This window comes from Pseudonocardia hierapolitana, assembly GCF_007994075.1.
Classification (GTDB): domain Bacteria; phylum Actinomycetota; class Actinomycetes; order Mycobacteriales; family Pseudonocardiaceae; genus Pseudonocardia; species Pseudonocardia hierapolitana.
On the sequence record NZ_VIWU01000001.1, the window covers coordinates 901762 to 920795 of the forward strand.

Genomic DNA, 19034 nt, shown 5'->3' on the forward strand with positions numbered 1-19034 from the left:
CCGGTGGTCGACCGAGCGCCGATCGGATCGAGGACGAAGGAGGACACGATGCAGGATACGGAGCGCTACCGGCTCGCCGAGGTGCACCTCGAGGCCGGTGACCCGCTGGAGGCACTGCGCCTGCTCGAACCGCTGGCCGACGAGCTTCGGACGCACGCGGGCGGGCAGCTGCTGCTGGGGCGTGCCTACTACCACTCCGCCCAGCTGGCCCGAGCTCAGGACGCGTTCGAGCGCGTGGTGGAGATGGCGCCGACCGATGCCTACGCCCGCTTTGCGCTGGGCCGGACGCTGCAGCGGCGCAGCCGGCACGACGAGGCCGAGGTCCACTTCCGCGTGGCGGCGGCACTGGACCCGCGTCCCGAGTTCCGGGAACCGGTCGACTGACCTCTTCCGCGGGACCTCTGCGTGACGGTGTCCAACAACTGCCCAGGCACCGCCATGCAGCAAAACATCGATACGAACGTCCTCAGATCAGGACAGCGGATCACGGTCAGTCAGCTCAACGTGAGCGGTGTGGTCAGTGCGCAACTCCCCCCTCGGACACACGCACCATCCACACGGGGTCGGGCCGCGGCGCACCGCTCCCGCCACCGGTGTCTTCTCAGTTGGTGCGCAGCACCACGAACTGGAACCGGCCCTCGACGAAGTAGGTGCGGCTGTAGGCGACCGCGCTCCCCCGCCGGCTGAAGTGCACCTGGTCGAGCAGGACGTACAGCCCGGGCACCGGTTTCTGCGGGCCCCACCCGATCGACTCGTCGCTGATCGCGTGCACCTCGGCGAGCGCGCGGGCCGGCATCAGGCCCGCCTCGTGCAGCGTGGCGAACAGGCTGCCGGTGCCGAGCTGGTCCACGAGCGCCGGCGAGAACCCGGCGACCGGGACCACGTCGTAGGAGAACGCCACCGCCTGCCCGTCGGCGAGGATCATCCGCTCGACGGCGAGCACCTCGGTGCCCACGTCGACGCCGAGCTTCGCGGCCTCCGTGGCGGTGGCCGGCCGCCGCTGCATCGCGTGCCGCTCCATCCCCGGTTCGTGGCCCATCTCGCGGATCGTGTCGCTGATCGAGCGCAGCTCCTGCAGGCCGGCGCGGATGCCGGCCCCGAAGTCGCTGACGAACGAGCCCGACCCGTGTCGCACGTCGACCAGGCCCTGGGCCTCGAGCGTGCGCAGCGCCGTGCGCACGGTGACCCGCGAGACCTCGTAGTGGCGCACCAGCTCGGCCTCGCTGGGCAGCCGCTCGCCCGGCGCGTACTCCCCGGACATGATCCGGGACCGCACGTCCTCGGCGAGCCGGCGGGCCAGTGAGGTGCGGGAACCGAGCGAGGTCGACACGGGCCCCAGAGACATGACGAACAGCGTAACTGTTGACAGTCGTCCTACAACTCCCTAGCGTCCGGGGCCGGCGAGTCGTAGGACGACTGACAGATCCTGGAGGTCTCGTGGCGGTCCGCGCGGTGGAGTGGCTCGACGGAGCGGTCCCGGCCGTCCGCCTGCTCGACCAGACCCGGCTGCCCGACACCGAGGCCTATCTCGAGGCCGCCGACGTCGAGACCCTGATCGACGCGATCCGCCGCCTCGCCGTCCGCGGCGCCCCCGCGCTCGGCGCGGTCGGGGCCCTCGGCGTGGTCGTCGCGATGGCGCAGGGTGCCCGCGAGGGCTGGGACGACGCCCGGCTGCACGAGGAGATCGGCCGCCTCCGCGCGGCCCGGCCCACCGCGGTCAACCTCGCGTGGGCGGTCGACCGGATGCTGCCGCTCGTCCCGCAGGGGCACGCGGCCGCGCTGGCCGAGGCCCGGCGGGTGCTGGCCGAGGACGAGACCGCGAACCGGCGGCTGTCGCAGCTGGGCGCCGACTGGCTGCTCGAGCGCTGCCCCCGCCGGCCGCTGCGGGTGCTGACCCACTGCAACACCGGTTCCCTGGCCACGGTCGCTTGGGGCACGGCGCTCGGCGTCGTCCGCGAGCTGCAGGCCCGCGGCCTGCTGGAGATCGTGCACGTCGACGAGACGCGCCCGCTGATGCAGGGCTCCCGGCTCACCGCCTGGGAGCTGCAGGCCGACGGCATCGACCACGTCGTGCAGGTCGACAGCGCCGCACCCGGCGCGATCCTGCGCGGCCTCGTGGACGCTGTCGTGATCGGGGCCGACCGGATCGCCGCCAACGGCGACACCGCCAACAAGGTCGGATCCGTCGGCCTCGCGCTGGCCTGCGCCGACGCGGGCGTCCCGTTCGTCGTCGCCGCGCCGTGGTCCACCGTCGACCTCGCGACGCCCGACGGCGCCGGCATCGTCATCGAGGAGCGCGACGCGGCGGAGGTCGTCTCCTGGAGCGGGGTGGCGACGGCCCCCGCCGGGAGCCGCGCGTTCAACCCGGCGTTCGACGTGACACCGGCCCGCCTGATCGACGCCGTCACCACGGAGCGCGGCGTCGTGGAGCCCAAGGTTCGCCCCGACATGCGGGCGGTCCACCAACCCGCGTAGAAGCCCGCTCTCGCCCCGAAGGAGCTGTCCAGAAGATGTCGACGACGACACTTCCGCCGCGCGCCCGCCTGTCGGCCGCGCTGCTGGGCCCGGTCCTGCTGCTCGCCGGCTGCTCCCAGGACCTCGGTCCGGGCGGGCCGCAGGCCGCGGCGCCGGAGACCGCAACCGTGCAGGAGGCCACCGGCGCGCAGCCGGCCCCGTTCGCGGGCGACGAGCCGGTGCGGGTGGCCCTCGTGCAGAACAGCGGGGCGGGCGACTACTTCCAGCAGTGGACGAACGGGGCCCGCCAGCAGGCGGCCGCGCTCGGCATCGAGCTGCAGGTCTACGACGCCCAGGCCGACAACGCCCGACAGGCCACCGACATGCAGACCGCGATCGGGTCCGGGGTGCAGGCGATCATCGTCGACCACGGCCAGTCGGACACGATGTGCCCGCTGATCAACGACGGGCTCGCGGCCGGCCTCCCGGTCGTGATCTACGACGTGGAGATCAGCGCCTGCGCCCCGGACGCGGTGGAGACCGCGCAGGACGACGCCAACCTGGCGTCGCTGATCCTCGGCAAGATGACCGAGGACCTCGGCCAGGGCAAGCCCGTCGGCTACGTCAACGTGCTCGGCATCGCCCCGCTGGACCGCCGGCACGCGGTCTGGGAGCAGATCCGCCAGCAGAACGGCTGGGACCAGCGGTTCTTCGTGGGCGAGTTCACCAACTCCGTCGCCACCGACAACGCGCAGCTGGTGGACGCGGCGCTCAAGGCCAGCCCGGGCATCGCGGGCATCTTCGCGCCCTACGACGAGCTGACCAAGGGCACGGTCTCGGCGGTGCGCCAGAACGGGCGCGAGGGCGAGATCAAGGTCTACGGCGTAGACATCTCCACCGCCGACATCGAGGTCATGACGGCCGAGGGCAGCCCGTGGGTCGCCACGGCCACCACCGACCCGAACGCGATCGGCGCGGCCGTCGTCCGGGCCACGGCGCTGGAGCTGGCCGGCCAGCTGGGCACCAAGGAGGTCGTGTTCCCCGGCACGCTGGTCACGCAGGACTTCCTGCGCGAGAAGCAGGTCCGCAACCTCGCGCAGCTGCGCGAGCAGCTGCCGGAGCTGAACATGACCCAGGTGGCCACGGCCGACTGGATCCCGGTCGTCGAGTTCTGAGCGGCGTGGGATGAGCACGGTCGAGCTGCACGATGTGCGGCACGCGTTCGGCGGCAACCCGGTGCTGCGCGGGGTCAGCATCGGGTGGGACGCCGGCGAGGTGCTCGCGCTGATGGGCGCCAACGGCGCCGGCAAGTCCACGCTGATCAAGGTGCTGGCCGGGGTGCATCCGCTCCAGCACGGGACGATCAGCGTGGCCGGCACGCCGCTCGTGACCGCCGACGGGCCGCTGGCCGCGCGGCGTCTCGGGATCGAGACCGTGCACCAGCGCATCGACGAGGGCGTGGTGCCGGGGCTGTCGGTGGCGGAGAACCTGCTGTTCGAACAGATCGCGCAGGGCGAGCTTCCGCCCCTCGGGTCGCTGCGGCGCCTGCTGCCGGCGGCCCGGGAGGTCGCGGCCGGGCTCGGGCTCGACTGGAGCGACGCGGTGCTGCGCCGCGACGTGCACGAGCTGGGCATCGCCGACCAGCAGCTCGTGCTGCTGGCCAGGGCGCTCTCGCGCCGGCCGCGGCTGCTCGTGCTCGACGAGCCGACCTCGGCGCTGTCGGCCGCGGAGACCGACCGGCTCTTCGGCGTCGTCGACGACCTGCGCCGCGGCGGCGTCGCCGTGCTCTACGTGTCCCACCGCATCGGCGAGATCGACCGGCTCGCCGACCGGATCGCCGTGCTGCGGGACGGGAGCATCCGCTCCGAGCAGGCGCGCCCGTTCGACTGGCCGGCCGCCGTGCGCGACATGCTCGGCGAGCGCGGGGCCGCCGAACTCGCCGAGCCGAACGACCGCCGCGGCGACGAGGTGGTGCTCGAGCTGAGCGGGGTGCGGTTGTTCGACCGCAGCGCGCCGTTCGACCTCGCGGTGCGCGGCGGCGAGGTCACCGGGGTGGTCGGGCTGCTCGGGGCCGGCAAGAGCGAGCTCGCGCTCGGGATCTTCGGTGCGCAGCCGTTCCCGGAGGGCACGATGCTGCTGCGCGGGCGGCCCTTCGCCCCCGGCTCCCCCGCGGACGCCGTCGCCCGCGAGGTCTTCCTGGTGCCCGAGGACCGCGCGGCGCAGGCGATGCTGCCCGGCTGGTCGATCGCTCGCACCGCCTCGCTGCCGTTCCTGCGCGTGCTCTCGCCGCGCGGCGTCGTGCAGCGCGGGCGGGAGCGCGCCGACGGCCGGGCCGTCGTCGAGCAGTTCGACGTGGTGGCGTCGTCGGCCGACCAGCGGGTGGACGCCCTGTCGGGCGGCAACCAGCAGAAGGTCGTGGTGGGGCGGTGGCTGCGCGGGCAGCCGCAGGTGATGGTGCTCGACGAGCCGTTCCGCGGCATCGACATCGGCGCCCGCCACGACCTGTCCCGGCGGGTGCGCGAGCTGGCCGCCGGGGGGTCGGCCGCGCTCGTGCTCGCCGCGGACGTCGACGAGGTGCTCGAGGTGGCCGACCGGGTGGTCGTCCTGGTCGACGGCGTGCCCCGGCTGGACGCCCGCACCGCCGAGGTGACCCGGGACCGGATCGTCGCGCAGATGGCGGCGCTCCACGAGGATGAGGTGGCCTGAGTGGTTCTGCCGAAGACCGAGACGGTGCGGGGAGCGACCGGGGCGGCAGCGCCGCCCGAGCCCCGGCCGGGCGTGCGCGAGCTCGCCGTCCGCTACGGCTTCATCGCGATCACGGTGGTGCTGTTCGTGTTCTTCGCCGCCACCGAGGAGAGCTTCCGGCAGCCGAGCACGCTGTTCTCGATGCTGAAGTTCGCCTCCGTGGTGGCCGTCGTCGGGCTCGGGGTGACGCTCACGATGGTGGTCGGCGGGCTCGACCTGTCCGTCGGCGCCGTCGCCGGCATGTCCGTCACGATCTCGGCGATGACGATGGTCATCTACGCGCAGGTGGGCGGCATCGCGATCGCGCTGGTGCTGCTCGCCGGGGCGCTGATCGGCGCGGTGAACGCGCTGCTCATCGTCGTGCTGCGGATCCCCGACCTGCTCGCGACGCTGGCCTCGATGTTCGTGGTCATGGGCCTCAAGCTCGTGCCCGTCGACGGGCAGTCGGTGTCGTCCGGGATGGTGCTGCGCGACGGGAGTGTGGCCCCAGGCCGGTTCACCCCCGACTTCCTCGCGATCGACCGCGCGTTCGTCGGCCCGGTGCCGCTGCCCGTGCTGATCGTCGGCGTGCTCGCCGTCGCCACCTGGTTCTTCCTCACCCGCACCCGGTGGGGCCGGCTCATGTACGCGGTCGGCGCCAACCCCGAGGCGTCCCGGCTGGCCGGCGTCCGGGTGGGCCGCTACCGGGCGCTCGCCTACGTCCTGTCCGGCGTGTTCGCCGCGATCGGCGGGCTCATCCTGTCCTCGCGGATCGGCCAGGGCGACATCAGCGCCGGCAACTCGCTGCTGCTCGACGCCGTGGCCGTCGCGCTCGTCGGCACCTCGGTGCTCGGGCTCGGCAGGCCCAACGCGTGGGGCACCATCCTCGGCGCCGTGCTCGTGGGCATCCTCATCACCGGCCTGACGATCACCGGCTTCCCCTACTACGGCCAGGACATCGTCAAGGGGATCGTCCTGCTGCTCGCCCTGCTGTTCTCGTTCACGCTGTCGCGCCGCCGCTCCCGCTACGCGCCCGCCGCCGTCATCTGAGGTTGCCCATGACCACCAGCATCGACGCTCCCTACGAGATCCTGACGCCCGACACCGCCATCGCGTACGTGCGGACCCGCCCCGCGCTCGCCGGGCGCATCGACGCCGAAAACGTCCGGTCGGTGCGCGAGATCGGCGACGGCAACCTCAACCTCGTGTTCGTGCTCACGGACGGCGCCGGCTGCGGCCTGGTGCTCAAGCAGGCGCTGCCCTACGTGCGGCTGGTCGGCCCGAGCTGGCGGCTCACCCCGGACCGGGCGCGCCACGAGGCCGAGGCGCTGCGCCTGCACGGGCAGCTCGCCCCCGGCCTCGTGACCGAGCTCTACGACTACGACGCCGAGCGCTACGTCCTCGCGCTGGAGGACCTGTCCGACCACCGGGTCTGGCGCACCGCGCTCAACGACGGGCTGCGCCACGACGGCGCCGCCGAGACGATGGGCCGCTACGTCGCCGCCGTCGCCTTCGGCACGTCGGTGCTCGGCATGGACGCCGGGGAACGCGCCGCCACACTGGCCGCCGCCGTCAACCCGGAGCTGTGCCTGATCACCGAGGACCTGGTGTTCACCGAGCCCTACGTCGACGCGGGCCGCAACTGCGTCCTGCCGGCCAACGAGCCCGACGCCGCGGAGCTCGCCGCCGACCAGGACATGGTGGCGGCCATGGGCCGGGCGAAGTGGGCGTTCATGACCCGCGCCGAGGCGCTGGTGCACGGCGACCTGCACACCGGCTCGGTGATGGTGCGGGGGGCGGACGGGGCGGTCGAGGGCCCGGTCGACTCCGCGAAGGCGTTCGACTCGGAGTTCGCCTTCTACGGGCCCGTGGCGTTCGACCTGGGCGCGCTGTGGGCGAACTACGTGATCGCCGCCGCCCGCGCCACGGCCCTCGGTGACGACGACCGCGCCGCCTGGGCTCTCGGGCTGTGCACCCGCACCTGGGACGCCTTCGAGTCGGCGTTCCGCGCGCGGTGGGAGGACGGTGCCGACGGAGGGCTCGCCGACCCGCGGATGTTCCGCGCCGACCTGCGCGAGCACCTGCTCGCCACCTGGCGCGGCGAGGCGTGGCTCTTCGGCGCGGCGAAGATGACCCGCCGCATCGTCGGGCTGGCCAAGACCAGCGACGTCGAGACGCTGCCGCCACCGCTGCGCGAGGGCGCCGCCCGCGGGGTGCTGCGCACGGCCCGCCGGTGGGTCCGCGAGTACCCGGCCGACGCCGCGCCGCGGCGCGCGGAGGAGATCGCGGGCGAGCTGCTGCGCACTACCGCGACCCGCTGAGCCGTCGGCTCCCGGCCGCGGCGGGCACCGCGAGGTCGGGATCGACCAGCGCCCGCAGCCGGTGCCAGTCCCAGCAGAGCAGGAACACCACGCCGAGCAGCATCAGCGACGCGATCAACCACGTGCCCCGGAAGCCGACGGTCGTCGTGATCACGACGATGCCGGCGGTGATCGGCAGGTGCACGAGCGCCCCCACGAGCGCCGTGCGCGGGACGAGCAGCAGCACGGCGGCGGTCAACTGGCACGCCCCGATGAACGGGTAGAGCCCGCCGAAGTCGTGCTGGAGGTCGTGGAACAGCCGGCCGACGTCCGAGGTCTGCGGGTCGAGCCGGGTGAACGGCATGCCGAGCACCTTGGTCAGCCCCGAGGGCAGGAACGCGGCCGCGAGCAGCACCCGCACGCACCAGGCGAACCGCGCCAGGGCGCGCACCCGACGGGCGGCGGCGTGCAGGCGGTCGGCGAGCTCGATCATCGTGTGCACGGGTGCTCCCTGGCTGCGGTCGGTGTTCCGCGGAGCACCATCCCGGACGCACCGGGCACGGACATCGGCCGGAGGTCCGACCGGTCCGCCGGTGCTCGTCCTTCCGGCCGAGGCACCCGGTCAGCACAGCGCCCGGTCAGCGGCGCCGGGCCGACCTCCAGCTCGCCGACGCGGCCCGCGAGCTGGACTGCCCCGCATCGAAGGTCAGCCGCCTCGAGAACGGCAAGGGCATCCCGCGCATGCCGGACGTCATCGCATTGATGCGGTTCGACGGGTTCACCACGGACGCGAGCGCCGGGCCCGGCACCGGCCGCACGGGTGCAGTACGGCACCTGCAGCAGCCCCGTGTACCCGGGGAACTCGAACGACTGCACCCGAACTGCCTCGGTCGCGAGAGCGAGTGCAGCGCGCCGCCACTCACGGCCACATCCAGTCACGACGATGCCAGGAGCAATCGTGTGGTTAGTGGGCAACTCCCCCCTCGGACACCAGTTCAAGTCTCTGACCATCTCCGTGTATGCCCTGGTCGCAGGCGTGAGGGGGTCAAGCACCACTGGGACACGCCCCTCCGGGCGCACGCGAGTCCGGCGCGGCTGCTTCTCGACAGTTCTGTCGCGCACGGACCGTTCTATCGCCTGGACCGCTTCGACCAGATCCTCGTGCTCGCAGATCTTGACTGCGAGGCAGCCCACAACCGCCGCGCCGAAACGCCGTTCACCTCTGGGCCCCGTGCAGGAGCCGGTAACGCTCCACGGCTTCGACGAAGTAGTAGTCGCCCCACATGTTGCTCTCCTGCACTCCGAGGCCGCGGGCGCGGTGGTACGTGGCGTGTTTGATCAGTCCCTCCCAGCCGTCTCCCGGGGTTGCGAGGAACTGCGGTGTGCACAGCAGCGCGAGGATCCTCGTGCCGTAGTCGCGGTACGCCGCGCCGTCGGCTTCGAGGATCTCCGCGAGTTGCAGCATGGCGGACGCGGCGATGCTCGCCGCGGATGCTTCGTAGGGGTGCTCCGGATCGGGATCGTCCCAGTCGTTCGGCGGCACGAGGGCCTCACCGGTCTTCTCGATGTAGAGGTCGGCGCAGTCGATCGCCGTGCGCAGGAACCGCACGTCCCCGGTTCGCGCGTAGGTCGCCGCGAACCCGTACACCGCCCAGCAGTGACCACGTACCCAGCAGGAGTCGGCGCGGTACCCCTGGTGGGTGGCGGCTCGGAGGAACTCGCCGGTGTGCTCGTCGAACCAGCCTTCGTGGGCGGTGCTCGCGTCGCCGCGCACGAGGTACCGCCGGCTGGTCAGGGCGTGCTGGGTGGCGACCTCGGCCAGTGCGGTGTCCCCGGACAGTTCCGCGGCCTGGTAGACGAGGTCGAGGTTCATCATGATGTCGATGAACGTGCTGCCGTCGGCCACCCAGGTCTTGAGGTAGCGGCCGCGTGGGTTGAAGTTGGCGGCGAGGGTGCGGCCGGCCTGTACGAGCACGTCGCGTACCCGGTCGCTCGGGTCCACCGCATACCAGCGCCCCCAGCTGGGCGTGAAGATGAAGCCGAGGTCGTGGGTGCCGCTGTCGTGTTTGCGGGGCTCGACCAGTTCGGAGTACTTCTCGGCCTGCTCCCGCCACCACCGGTCGCCGGTGTGTGCGGCGACCGCCCAGAGGATGCCGGCGAGGAAGCCCCCGGTCCACAGCGGGGCCCAGGGGTCCGGCTCGATGTGCCAGCGGCCGTCGACGGTGTGGGTGGGGATCTGCAGGGGGTGTTCGGTGATCAGCCGCCGGAGCTGGTCCTGGACGGTGGCGAAGGCCCGGTCGACGTCGACCTCCGCAGCGAGGTGGGTGGTCACGTCTCGTCCCCTGCCGTGGTGGTGCGGCCGAGGGCCGGCGTCCGGGTGTCGGCGACGAAGCGGCGGAGCACGTTCTCGACGATGCGGGATGCCGGGTTGTCGTACCGGTTGTGCGACAGCGCGCCGCTGAAGGCGATGGAACCGGTGGCGAACACGGCGCCGCCGTTCGCCCGGGGCACGTACACCATGTCGGCGCGCACGAATGGCGAGACCGTTCCGCCCTGCTTGGAGTCGCTCGTGGTGACCTCCTCCACGACGTGCTGGTAGTCGTCGCCGAAGCCCGCGGCGACGGCGAGCACGGTCGCGTTGACCGGCGTGCCGAGGGCGCGGTCCGCGCGATCCATCTCGAACCCGCCTGCCGCGCCGAGGACGAGCCCCGCGGTTCCGATCTCCTCGTCGTCGCCGACGCCGTCGAAGATCCAAGCCAGTTCGGGTGCGCGGCTCTCGGGCGTGCGCCGGTAGGGCCTTGCCGGGCCGAAGCCCTGGGCCGTCATGCCGACGCCGGCTACCCGCTGCGGGGCGCGGCCGCGGTCGCGCCAGAGCCCGCCGAGCTCACCGGTTGTCGAGTGGTGGTCCTCGCCCGGCTCGTTGCGCCAGGACGCGGTTCCGCGCCTGCCACGGCGCACCTCGATGAGGTGCGGCCGGCTCGGCGACACGCTGGTGACCCAGTAGAAGCCGTTGGCCCCCATGTACACGAGGCGCCCACCGCGGGCCAGGTAGGCCTCGAGGGCGTCGAGCATGCGCTCGGTCCAGTACTCGGGGTGGGAGCCTGTGATGACGACGCGGTAGGGGTTCAGCAGGTCGGCGCCCTCGCTGTGGAGGTCGTGGTCGGTGACGAGGTCGTAGGCGATCTCCTTCTCCTCCAGCCAGTCCACGATGTGCAGGTCTGCGGAGAGCTGGTGGGCGGACCGGGCGACGGGCAGGTGGTAGGACGGCCGCATGCTGACGATCGGCTTGCGCCAGCTCGAGTACCAGACGCCGGTGCCGTCGGGGTGGCGGTCGTAGAGCCCGGATACGGGCACCGCCATCGCGTAGTGGTCCTCGGCCTGGAAGTGGGCCGTGATGTCGAACGCGGCGTTCTCGGCGTGCACCTCCGCCGCCGAGTGCTCGTTGGCGTACGCGAGGTAGCTCATCGTCGGCGCGAGGAACACCACCGGCGACTTCGGTAGCCCGGTCGCCGCTCGCACGAAGAAGGGGATCACGTCCTCGCCGCTCGCGGAGCGCAGCTGCACGGCGTACACGCCGCTCGGCGTCCCCTCCGGCATCGTGACGGTGAACGACGGCGTCCAGCCGGCGTCCTCCAGATCGTCGGTGTGGAAGTGGAGCGCGTTGAACTGGTCCGGGGCCCGGAAGAACGCCCCCTCGCTCCCGGTCCACGCGTGGCCGGGCACGCCCGCGGCGGGATGGTGGACCGCGATGGCGTCCGGTCCACCCGGGACACGACTGCGGATGACGACGCTGTCGGCGTGCGTCACGAAGTCCCAGTCGGCGACGAGCCCCACCGGTGTCCCTCCCGCGCGGGCCGCGACGAGCTCCTCCACGCCGAGCGCCCGCCCGTACACCCGCGGGGTGTCGAGCCGGCCGTTATAGGTTCCGCGTGCGCCGCCCTGGTACACGTGCCCGCCGAGGAGCAGCGGCGGACCGAACGCGGGCGGAGCTGTGATCGTCACGTGCGCGGAGCCCGTGGCCGGGTCATCGGGGAGGGTGGACTGCGGCCACTGGGTCACCCGGGCGTCCCCCGTCGTGCGGTCCCACGTCGCGGCCACGAACGCCCATTCCCGCGGCCGCAGGTCCGTGGTCGTGGCGACCACCCGCTCCCCGTGCCGCAGGGAGGCACGTCCGCCGGGTTCGAGGAACAGGCCGAGCCCGGTGCCCTCGTCGGACCAGGCGGTCACGAGTCCTTGCAGGCCGAGATCCGGGCGGGTCGGGTAGACCCACGCCGTGAACGTGGCGCCGTCACGCAGCGCCTCGGCCGTGACGGGCGGGCCTTGCAGGTAGGACCCGGGCAGGATGGGCTGGTCGGCACCCGGGTATGTCCCGTCCGCCGGGTTCGGGACCCGCGTGACCCGAACGCCGGGTCCGCCGGGAGCCTGGTCCCCGTGCCGGACCCGCACCACCCGGGCCTCGAAGGTCGGGTCGCTCGTGCTCACCATGAACGTGACGGGCTCGCCGGGCAGCACGCTCCACGGATCGCAGTAGCCGATCACGGGCTTCGCCGAGAGCCCGGGTGACGGGCTCATCGACGGCTCTCCTCGATCGCGCCGGTGATCAATCCGACGAGGTGCGTGCCGTCGACCCGGCCGTCGAGCGGGACGTCGGCCACCTTCCGGCCGCGTCGCATCACGGCGACGCGGTCCGCGACCCGCAGGACGTGGTCCATGTTGTGGCTGATGAGGATGACGCCGACGTCGTGCGACTTGAGCCGCTCGATGAGGGAGAGCACGAGCTCGGTCTGCTCGACCCCGAGCGCCGCGGTCGGCTCGTCCATCACGACGATGTGGCTACCCCACATCACCGCTCGGCCGATCGACACGGACTGGCGCTGCCCGCCGGACAGCGCCGCCGCCTTCGTGGTGAGCGGCGGCAGGGTGACGCCGAGGCGGGCGAAACCGGCAGCGGCCGCGGTGCGCATGCCCCGCTTGTCGAGCAGGTGCAATGGCCGCCCGGCGGGCCCGCCGCGGTAGAGCTCGCGGCCGAGGTAGACGTTGTCGGCGATGCTGAGCGTCGGGATCAGCGCGAGGTTCTGGAACACGGTCTCGATGCCCACCTTGCGCGCCTCGGCCGGGTTCCGGAAGTGGCACTCGCGCCCGTCCACCCGCACGGTTCCGGTGTCGGGGCGATGGGTGCCGGAGATGACACCCGCGAGCGTGCTCTTGCCTGCGCCGTTGTCACCGATCAGCCCCAGCACCTCCCCGGCGTGCAGCGTGAGCGACACGTCGCACAGCGCCGTGACCGGGCCGTACCGCTTGCTGACCCGGTCGAGCTGGAGGATCGGTGGCCGGTTTGCGTTCACGCGACTGCTCCGTTCCGGCTCGGCGCGGCCTCGGCGGTCGCGGCCGCAACCGGGACCTTCTCCAGCCGCTGGTAGGCGACGTCCATGAGGGCGACGACGAACAGCACACCGCCGACCGCGACGTCGACGTAGAACGGGCCCACGTTCAGCAGGACGAGCCCATTGGTGAGGATCCCGACGAACAGCACGCCGAACAGGACGCCCCACAACGATCCGCGGCCCCCCTGGAACGACACGCCGCCGAGGAGGATCGCGGTCAGGACCTGCACCTCGATCCCGGTGCCGATGGACACGGTCGAGGCGTCGAGCTGCGCCACGATGACCAGGCCGGCGAGCCCGGCCATGACGCCGGTGGCGGTGTAGGCCCAGAACGGCAGTCCCCGCACGGCCACTCCCACGGCGCGGGCCGACTCGCGGTCTGCCCCGGTCGCGGCGAGGTGCCGGCCGACCGGGGTCGAATACCACAGGTAGAGGCCGACGACCAGCACCACGAGGAACAGGCACGCCGGGACCGGCAGACCGAGGATGTGCCCGTTGCCGAACCAGCCGAGCCCCGGCCCGAAACCGAACCGGGTGACCTTGCCCGTCAAGGCGTCGCCGATACCGCGGGCAGCCGCGAACCCGGCCAGCGTGACGACGATCGGCGACGCGTTCAACCGGGTCGTGAGGACGCCGTTGAGCAACCCCCAGACGCCTCCGACCAGCAATGCGGTGACGGCGGCCGGGAGCGGGCCCAGCCCGTGGTCGACGACGAGGATGCCGAACACCGCCGAGCACAGCCAGGCGACGGCGCCGACGGACAGGTCGATGTAGCCGGCCAGCAGGAGCATCGCGGCCGGGATGGCGATGAGGCCGACCGGTGCGACCTGGAGCAGCACGACCGTCAGGTTGGAGACCGAGAGGAACTGCCGGCTCGCCAGTGCGAAGAACAGGCACAGGAGCAGCAGGGCGATCGCCAACCCGCCGCTCTGGTAGGACGCGGCGGTTGTGACGACCTTCCGGAGGCGCTCGCGGTTCGGCAAGGCTGCGTGGCCGCTCGCGGCGCGGCGGGCGTGCGTGGCGCCGATCATCGGGCCGCCAGGATCGCGTCGTAGGTGTTGACGAACTCCTGAGCTCGCTGCGGGTTCGACTCGCCGACCAGCTCGTACGGGATGACGACCTCGGTGTCGCCACCGCCCTCGACCGCGTCGACGGTCGCGGCGATCGACGCGCGGCCGATCGCGACGAGGTCGAGGACCGCGGTCGCGCGGATCACCGACGAGCCGGTTGCGATCTGCTCCAGCACCGGGAGGGTGCCGTCCCAGCCGGCCATGTACATCAGCCGCTTCCGTTCTTCGGACGGGTTGGTCTGCAGGAACGCCTTCTCGGCCCCGACGCAACCGTCGTCCGCCATGCAGAACACCACGTTGATGTCGGGGTGGGCCTGCAGCATCGACTGGAAGATCGGCAGCGTCTCGTCGGCGAACAGGCCTTCCTGGGTCGCCACGACCTCGATGTCCGGTGCCGCCGCCCGCAGCGCCTCGACCGCGCCGTCGATGCGGTCCTTGCCGGTCTCCTGGTCGTAGTCGGTGAGCAGCGCGACCTTGGCCCGGCCACCGAGCTGCGCGTTGACCCATTCGCCCGCCGCTGCACCCACGAGTTCGCCTCCCTCGCGGTTGGCGAAGATCACCGATCCGTCCGCTCCCGGCACGGACTTCGCGGCGTACGCGAGGAACCGGACGTCGTTGGTCTTGGCCTTCTGGACGATCGGCGCCATCCCCGCGGTGTCGACCGGTGCGACGATGACGCCCGCGATGCGCTGGGAGATCCAGGTGTTCAGCTCGTCGACCTGGGCGCCGGCGTCCATGTTCGCCGAACTGGTGAGCAGGTCGTACCCGCGCCGGTCGGCCTCCTCCTGCGCGCCCTGGACCAGCAGCGGGTAGATCGACGACGACGACGCGGGATGCCCGAACGCGACGGTCTTGCTGTTGCCGTTCGCGACGGTCTCCCCGGTGGAGCAGCCCACGACGAGCGTCGCGAGCGCGAGGGTCGCGCCGACAACGGCGAGCACGCGATGCGGACGACGCCGCCGCGTCGCCTTCTGGGTAGGCGCCGGGCGAGCGGACGCCTTGTCGGTAGATGCCATATCTCTTCCCTGAGATGCGGTGGACGTGAGCAGCGTTTGTCTATAGCAAACGCCGTTTGGAAGCTACTGTGACACGAGTACCAGAAAGGGTCAACAGCGAGATTCACAAGGGCAGGCCGTGATGGAATCGGAAAAGCGCATGCCTCAGCGCCGGCCGCCGCCGGTTCCGCGAGCGCTTTCGAGTCAGGTGAAGAGCGGGCGGAGGTAGTCGTTGAGGAACGTTCCCTGTGGGTCGATCTCGCGACGGACACGGCGGAACCGGTCCAGTGCCGGGAAAGCCGCTTCGAGGTGGTCGTCGTCGAACCAGTGGAGTTTTCCCCAGTGCGGGCGGGCGCCGTAGGGGGCGAGCAGGTCACTGACGGCCCGGAGGAACGGTTCGCCGGTGGCCAGGTCGTCGCAGTGCACGGCGATCACGATGTTGTCCCGCTCGTACTGCGGGGAGAGGTAGGCGGTGTCGCGGGCGACGCAGCGCACCTCGACGGGGTGGATGTTGTCTGGGAAGCGCGTGTAGAGGAATTCACGCAGCTCCGCCATCGCCTTCTTGCCGTGCTCGAACGGGATCATGTATTCGAGCTCGTGGAACACGTCGGTCGGGATCTCGGGGTAGATGCGGTAGGGCCGGTCCACGCGGTCGGCCGGCAACTCCTTGAATGCGGCCAGGTCATCGGCGGCGTCGAGGGGCACCTCGTCGTACCGCTTCACGTAGACGGTGTCGGCGAGGTCGCGGCCGTCGTCCGGCACCCGCATGTTGAAGATGCCGGGCGAGGCGTGCGCGGGATACCAGAAGAACGAGAAGTGCAAGCGGCGCTCGAACTCCTCGTCCCACCGCTCGTAGAGCTCGTCCAGCGTCCAGTAGCGAATGGCCTCGTGGATGAAGAACGCATCCCGCACATCGAGGTCGATGCTGGTGAAGATGCCCGTCAGGCCCAGCCCGACCTGGGCTGCGGCGAGGCGGTCGTGGTCGGAGTCGTCGATCGTGACGACCTCGCCGGTACCGGTGACGGCGGTCAGGCCGCGGACGGATCCGGAGAAGCTCTGCAGCCGACGACCCGAGCCGTGGGTGCCGGTGCTGATCGCTCCTGCGAACTGCTGGGCGTCGATGTCGCCCTGGTTCTTGAGCGCGAGGCCGTGCTCCCACAGCGCTGGACCGATGGCGTTCACCCGGGTGCCCGGAAGCAGCGACACCCGGTGGGCGGCGCGGTCGACGCCGGTGATGCCGGCCATCCGTCCGAGGTTCACGATGGTGTCCCCGGTCAGACTGAGCGGGGTCGACGAGTGCGACGTGCCCGCCGCGCGAACCGTCCGCCCCTGCGTGGACGCCGCAGCGACGATGTCCACGACTTCCTCGGGAGTGGTCGGCTCGAACAGCCGGGCGGGGCGGTAGGTGATGTTGCCGGCCCAGTTTGACCAGGGCTCGGGGGGCTGCATGGAGTCTCCTCTCGAGCCGGTCAAGGACGGCGCTGGACGATCAACAGGTGGGAGTCGAAGAGCACCGGCTCGTCGCGTTGGTTGCGGGCCGTCGCCTCGACGGTCACGACGCCCCAGGTGTCGTCCCGGACCGTGCACGCCGCCACCCGGATCTCGGCGTGCAGGGTGTCGCGCACGTACACCGGGCGCAGGTACCGGATCCGGTCGTGGCCGTAGTTCATCGACGACGACATGTAGCGGGTGACCGTGTCGGCGATGAACCCGTCCACGATGCCCAGCACGAGCACTCCGGGAGCGCACACGCCCTCCAGCAGTGGGTGGGCCCGGCAGTACTCCTCGTCGGTGTGGTTGGGGTGATCGGTGCCCGTTGCGCCGAGATAGGTGCGGATGTCCGCGTCCGTGATCGTGCGGCCGTGGCTGCGGAAGGCCTGGCCGACCGCGTAGTCCTCGAACCAGAACCGGGCCGTACCGGCCTGCTCCGGTGTCAGGAGGTCAGACAACGCGCACGACCCCCTCCCGCGCGAGCGCGTCGATGCGCTCGTCGGTGTATCCCGCTTCGGCGAGCACTTCTCGCGTGTGCTCGCCGAGCTCCGCTGGTACCTGCCGCACCGCGAAGCTGCCGGTGCCGTACGTGATGGGGTGCTTGACCACCCTGACCTCGCCGGCCTGCGGATGCGTGAAGCCGGCGACCGGGTCGAGCCACTCGACGATCGGATCCTCGAGTGCCTCCGCGTAGTCGTTGACCGGCGCGCACCAGATCCCGTGCTCCCGGAGCAGGGCGAGCAGGTCGTCACGGGTGAAGCGGGTGAGCAGCGGCGCCAAGGCATCGGCGATCTCCTGCCGCTGGGAGAAAGCGGTCGTCGGATCGAGGTACGGCGCGAGCTCGGGCGGGCCGCCGAGCGCCTCGCTGATCCGCGCGATCGGCGACATCGAGAGCGCGATGTAGCCGTCCGACACGGCGTAGAACCCGTAGGGGGCTTCGTGATAGGCCGTGGCGAGCGTGCGCTCGGGGCGGGCGAGCTTCGCACCGTTCAGGTGCAGCGCGTACGCCTCCGACTGCAGGTCGAGCGCCGCCTGCACCATGGTCGTCTCCAGTTGCTGGCCCTCCCCCGTCGCCTGCCGGTGGTGGAGCGCGGCGAGGATGCCCATGGCGAGCAGCGCCGCGGCGTGCTGGTCGACCACCGCCGCACCCGCGGCGATCGGGGCCCCGGCCGGACCGGTCATCGCGGCCAAACCGGTCATCGACTGCAGGATCAGGTCCTGGCCGGGCAGGTGCCGGTACGGGCTCTCGACCCCGAACCCGGATGCCGAGGCGTAGATGAGGTCCGGCTTGCGCGCCGACAGCGTGGCGTAGTCGAGGCCGAGCCGCGTCATGACCTCGGGCCGGAAGTTCGACACGACGACGTCGGCGCCGGCGCACAGGTCGAGCGCTGCGGCCCGGCCCGCATCGGACTTCAGGTCGATCGCGACGCTGCGCATGTTCCGGTTGCTCATCAGGAAGAAGGCGCTCACGCCGTTCACGAAGGTGCCGGCGCCCGCCCAGTGCCGCTCGTGCGGACCGCGGGACGGCTCCTCGATCTTGATGACGTCCGCGCCCATGTCGGCCAGGTACTGCACCGCGGCGGGGCCGATCAGGAACGTGGCGAACGCGACGATGCGCACGCCGTCGAGCAGGCGCAGATCAGCAGGTGGCGGGGGCATCTTCGACCTTTCCGAGCATCGGTGGCGCGGCCGTCGAGGTGGTGGCCACGTGGCGGAGGAGCGGGGCAGAGCAGTTCGCTCAGCCGGCGGCGGGAGCGCCCAGCCGGTTCTCGATCTGGCGGGCCGCGGCACGCAGCGGCACGAGGTAGCGGTCCATGTCGTCGGGGGTGACCCGGCCGGCCGGTCCGGCGACGGTCAACGCGGCGACCGTTCCGCCGGTGAAGTCGCGGACGCCGACCGCGATCGAGCAGAGCCCTCGTTCCCGTTCCTGCCAGCAGGTGGCGAAGCCCGTGTCGCGGATCTCGGCGAGCTGGTCGGCGATGCGCTGCGGCTCGGTGATGGTCTGCGGGGTGAACGACTCGAGGGGGTCGGCGAGGTAGCCCTTGATGAACTCGTCGTCGGCGTGGGCCAGCAGCAGCTTGCCCGAGGCGTTGGTGTGCAGCAGCGATCGCATGCCGGTGGTGGCCTGCATGGTGAACCCGCTGCGCGCATCGCCGCGATCGACGTACTGCACCGTGCGGTCCACGCGGACCCCCAGCAGGATCGACTCGCCGGTCTCGAGCGCGAGCTCGTCGAGGAACGGACGAGCGGCGCGGGCCACGTCGACGGACTGGGAGACGAGGGTGCCGAGCTCGTGCAGCGCCCACCCGAGTCGGTAGGTCGCCGAGTGCGCATCGCGCAGCACCAGCCTGCGGGATTCGAGCGTGATCAGCAGGTGGTGCGTCGTCGCCTTGCTCAGCCCGGTCTGCCGGGCCAGTTCGCTGACACCCAGGCCGTCCGCCGGTCCGGCGGCGATCGCTTCGAGCAGGTCCACCGCGTGGTCGACCGACTGGACACGGCGGGTCGAGCGGGCGTCGCCTTCGCCTGCCGTCACGTCCACGGTCCCCTTCATCCCTTACCAACTCCTGCCGGGTTGCTTGTGCCAAACGGTGGTTGCAGGGAAGTCTGGCTCCCCGG

17 protein-coding genes and 1 pseudogene are annotated in these 19034 nt (G+C 71.8%); 7 read left to right on the forward strand and 11 right to left on the reverse strand.

The annotated features are described in order from the left end of the window. The first annotated feature begins 48 nt into the window (after positions 1-48). Positions 49-384 carry a tetratricopeptide repeat protein gene (locus FHX44_RS04390; RefSeq protein WP_212612322.1) on the forward strand — a complete coding sequence of 112 codons (336 nt, stop codon included), beginning with the start codon at positions 49-51 and terminating at the stop codon, positions 382-384. 217 nt (positions 385-601) lie between these two features. On the opposite strand, the gene FHX44_RS04395 is transcribed toward FHX44_RS04390, so the two are convergent. Continuing rightward, positions 602-1345, reverse strand: a complete 744-nt coding sequence (locus FHX44_RS04395; RefSeq protein ID WP_142097752.1) for a GntR family transcriptional regulator — start codon at positions 1343-1345, stop codon at positions 602-604. A gap of 92 nt (positions 1346-1437) precedes the next feature. Between FHX44_RS04395 and mtnA the strand changes: the two genes are divergently transcribed. Genes mtnA through mtnK form a run of 5 tightly spaced genes read left to right on the forward strand, consistent with a single transcriptional unit; the run spans position 1438 to position 7499 of the window. Continuing rightward, positions 1438-2475 carry an S-methyl-5-thioribose-1-phosphate isomerase gene (gene mtnA / locus FHX44_RS04400; protein ID WP_147254283.1) on the forward strand — a complete coding sequence of 346 codons (1038 nt, stop codon included), beginning with the start codon at positions 1438-1440 and terminating at the stop codon, positions 2473-2475. A 35-nt stretch (positions 2476-2510) separates the two neighbouring features. Next, positions 2511-3629 carry a substrate-binding domain-containing protein gene (locus FHX44_RS04405; protein ID WP_147254284.1) on the forward strand — a complete coding sequence of 373 codons (1119 nt, stop codon included), beginning with the start codon at positions 2511-2513 and terminating at the stop codon, positions 3627-3629. A gap of 10 nt (positions 3630-3639) precedes the next feature. After that, the gene (locus tag FHX44_RS04410) at positions 3640-5160 is read left to right on the forward strand and encodes a sugar ABC transporter ATP-binding protein (RefSeq protein ID WP_147254285.1); all 1521 of its coding nucleotides are present in this window, start codon (positions 3640-3642) and stop codon (positions 5158-5160) included. Beyond that, the gene (locus FHX44_RS04415) at positions 5161-6228 is read left to right on the forward strand and encodes an ABC transporter permease (protein ID WP_147254286.1); all 1068 of its coding nucleotides are present in this window, start codon (positions 5161-5163) and stop codon (positions 6226-6228) included. It abuts the gene before it with no gap. A gap of 8 nt (positions 6229-6236) precedes the next feature. Further along, a complete protein-coding gene (gene mtnK, locus FHX44_RS04420; protein WP_147254287.1) occupies positions 6237-7499 on the forward strand; it encodes an S-methyl-5-thioribose kinase in 1263 nt (420 codons plus the stop codon). Here mtnK and FHX44_RS04425 read toward each other — a convergent pair. Then, positions 7483-7980, reverse strand: coding sequence for a hypothetical protein (locus tag FHX44_RS04425; RefSeq protein ID WP_147254288.1), 498 nt, complete (start codon positions 7978-7980; stop codon positions 7483-7485). The genes mtnK and FHX44_RS04425 overlap by 17 nt on opposite strands. Before the next feature lie 2 nt (positions 7981-7982). Between FHX44_RS04425 and FHX44_RS44140 the strand changes: the two are divergent. Next, positions 7983-8252, forward strand: a pseudogene (locus FHX44_RS44140) (helix-turn-helix domain-containing protein); the annotation flags it as partial. Positions 8253-8694: 442 nt separating this feature from the next. Here the strand turns inward: FHX44_RS44140 and FHX44_RS42650 are convergent. The 9 genes from FHX44_RS42650 to FHX44_RS04475 all read right to left on the reverse strand — a co-directional run bounded on the left by FHX44_RS42650 (position 8695) and on the right by FHX44_RS04475 (position 18969). Beyond that, a complete protein-coding gene (locus tag FHX44_RS42650; protein ID WP_212612323.1) occupies positions 8695-9810 on the reverse strand; it encodes a glycoside hydrolase family 88 protein in 1116 nt (371 codons plus the stop codon). After that, positions 9807-12050: a N,N-dimethylformamidase beta subunit family domain-containing protein gene (locus tag FHX44_RS04440; protein ID WP_147254291.1), complete on the reverse strand. Its 2244-nt coding sequence runs from the start codon at positions 12048-12050 to the stop codon at positions 9807-9809. Before FHX44_RS04440 ends, FHX44_RS42650 begins: the two co-directional genes overlap by 4 nt. Continuing rightward, positions 12047-12823: an ATP-binding cassette domain-containing protein gene (locus tag FHX44_RS04445; protein ID WP_147254292.1), complete on the reverse strand. Its 777-nt coding sequence runs from the start codon at positions 12821-12823 to the stop codon at positions 12047-12049. The genes FHX44_RS04440 and FHX44_RS04445 overlap by 4 nt, the downstream gene beginning before the upstream one ends. Next, positions 12820-13893 carry an ABC transporter permease gene (locus tag FHX44_RS42655; RefSeq protein ID WP_147254293.1) on the reverse strand — a complete coding sequence of 358 codons (1074 nt, stop codon included), beginning with the start codon at positions 13891-13893 and terminating at the stop codon, positions 12820-12822. Before FHX44_RS42655 ends, FHX44_RS04445 begins: the two co-directional genes overlap by 4 nt. Next, the gene (locus FHX44_RS04455; protein ID WP_170308770.1) at positions 13890-14873 is read right to left on the reverse strand and encodes a sugar ABC transporter substrate-binding protein; all 984 of its coding nucleotides are present in this window, start codon (positions 14871-14873) and stop codon (positions 13890-13892) included. The genes FHX44_RS42655 and FHX44_RS04455 overlap by 4 nt, the downstream gene beginning before the upstream one ends. A 258-nt stretch (positions 14874-15131) precedes the next feature. Beyond that, positions 15132-16376, reverse strand: coding sequence for a D-arabinono-1,4-lactone oxidase (locus FHX44_RS04460; protein ID WP_147254295.1), 1245 nt, complete (start codon positions 16374-16376; stop codon positions 15132-15134). 20 nt (positions 16377-16396) lie between these two features. Continuing rightward, positions 16397-16876, reverse strand: coding sequence for a MaoC family dehydratase (locus FHX44_RS41945; protein WP_170308771.1), 480 nt, complete (start codon positions 16874-16876; stop codon positions 16397-16399). Next, positions 16869-18077, reverse strand: a complete 1209-nt coding sequence (locus FHX44_RS04470) for a CaiB/BaiF CoA transferase family protein (protein WP_147254297.1) — start codon at positions 18075-18077, stop codon at positions 16869-16871. Before FHX44_RS04470 ends, FHX44_RS41945 begins: the two co-directional genes overlap by 8 nt. A gap of 79 nt (positions 18078-18156) precedes the next feature. Further along, positions 18157-18969 carry an IclR family transcriptional regulator gene (locus tag FHX44_RS04475; protein WP_147254298.1) on the reverse strand — a complete coding sequence of 271 codons (813 nt, stop codon included), beginning with the start codon at positions 18967-18969 and terminating at the stop codon, positions 18157-18159. Between the last annotated feature and the right edge of the window lie 65 nt (positions 18970-19034).

What these genes read in the sequence shown, in the direction of transcription:
- FHX44_RS04390 (WP_212612322.1), top strand. Translation starts at nt 49, where the DNA reads ATGCAGGATACGGAGCGCTACCGGCTCGCCGAGGTGCACCTCGAGGCC.
- FHX44_RS04395 (WP_142097752.1), bottom strand. Translation starts at nt 1,345, where the DNA reads ATGTCTCTGGGGCCCGTGTCGACCTCGCTCGGTTCCCGCACCTCACTG.
- FHX44_RS04405 (WP_147254284.1), top strand. Translation starts at nt 2,511, where the DNA reads ATGTCGACGACGACACTTCCGCCGCGCGCCCGCCTGTCGGCCGCGCTG.
- FHX44_RS04410 (WP_147254285.1), top strand. Translation starts at nt 3,640, where the DNA reads ATGAGCACGGTCGAGCTGCACGATGTGCGGCACGCGTTCGGCGGCAAC.
- mtnK (WP_147254287.1), top strand. Translation starts at nt 6,237, where the DNA reads ATGACCACCAGCATCGACGCTCCCTACGAGATCCTGACGCCCGACACC.
- FHX44_RS04440 (WP_147254291.1), bottom strand. Translation starts at nt 12,050, where the DNA reads ATGAGCCCGTCACCCGGGCTCTCGGCGAAGCCCGTGATCGGCTACTGC.
- FHX44_RS42655 (WP_147254293.1), bottom strand. Translation starts at nt 13,893, where the DNA reads ATGATCGGCGCCACGCACGCCCGCCGCGCCGCGAGCGGCCACGCAGCC.
- FHX44_RS04460 (WP_147254295.1), bottom strand. Translation starts at nt 16,376, where the DNA reads ATGCAGCCCCCCGAGCCCTGGTCAAACTGGGCCGGCAACATCACCTAC.
- FHX44_RS04470 (WP_147254297.1), bottom strand. Translation starts at nt 18,077, where the DNA reads ATGCCCCCGCCACCTGCTGATCTGCGCCTGCTCGACGGCGTGCGCATC.
- FHX44_RS04475 (WP_147254298.1), bottom strand. Translation starts at nt 18,969, where the DNA reads ATGAAGGGGACCGTGGACGTGACGGCAGGCGAAGGCGACGCCCGCTCG.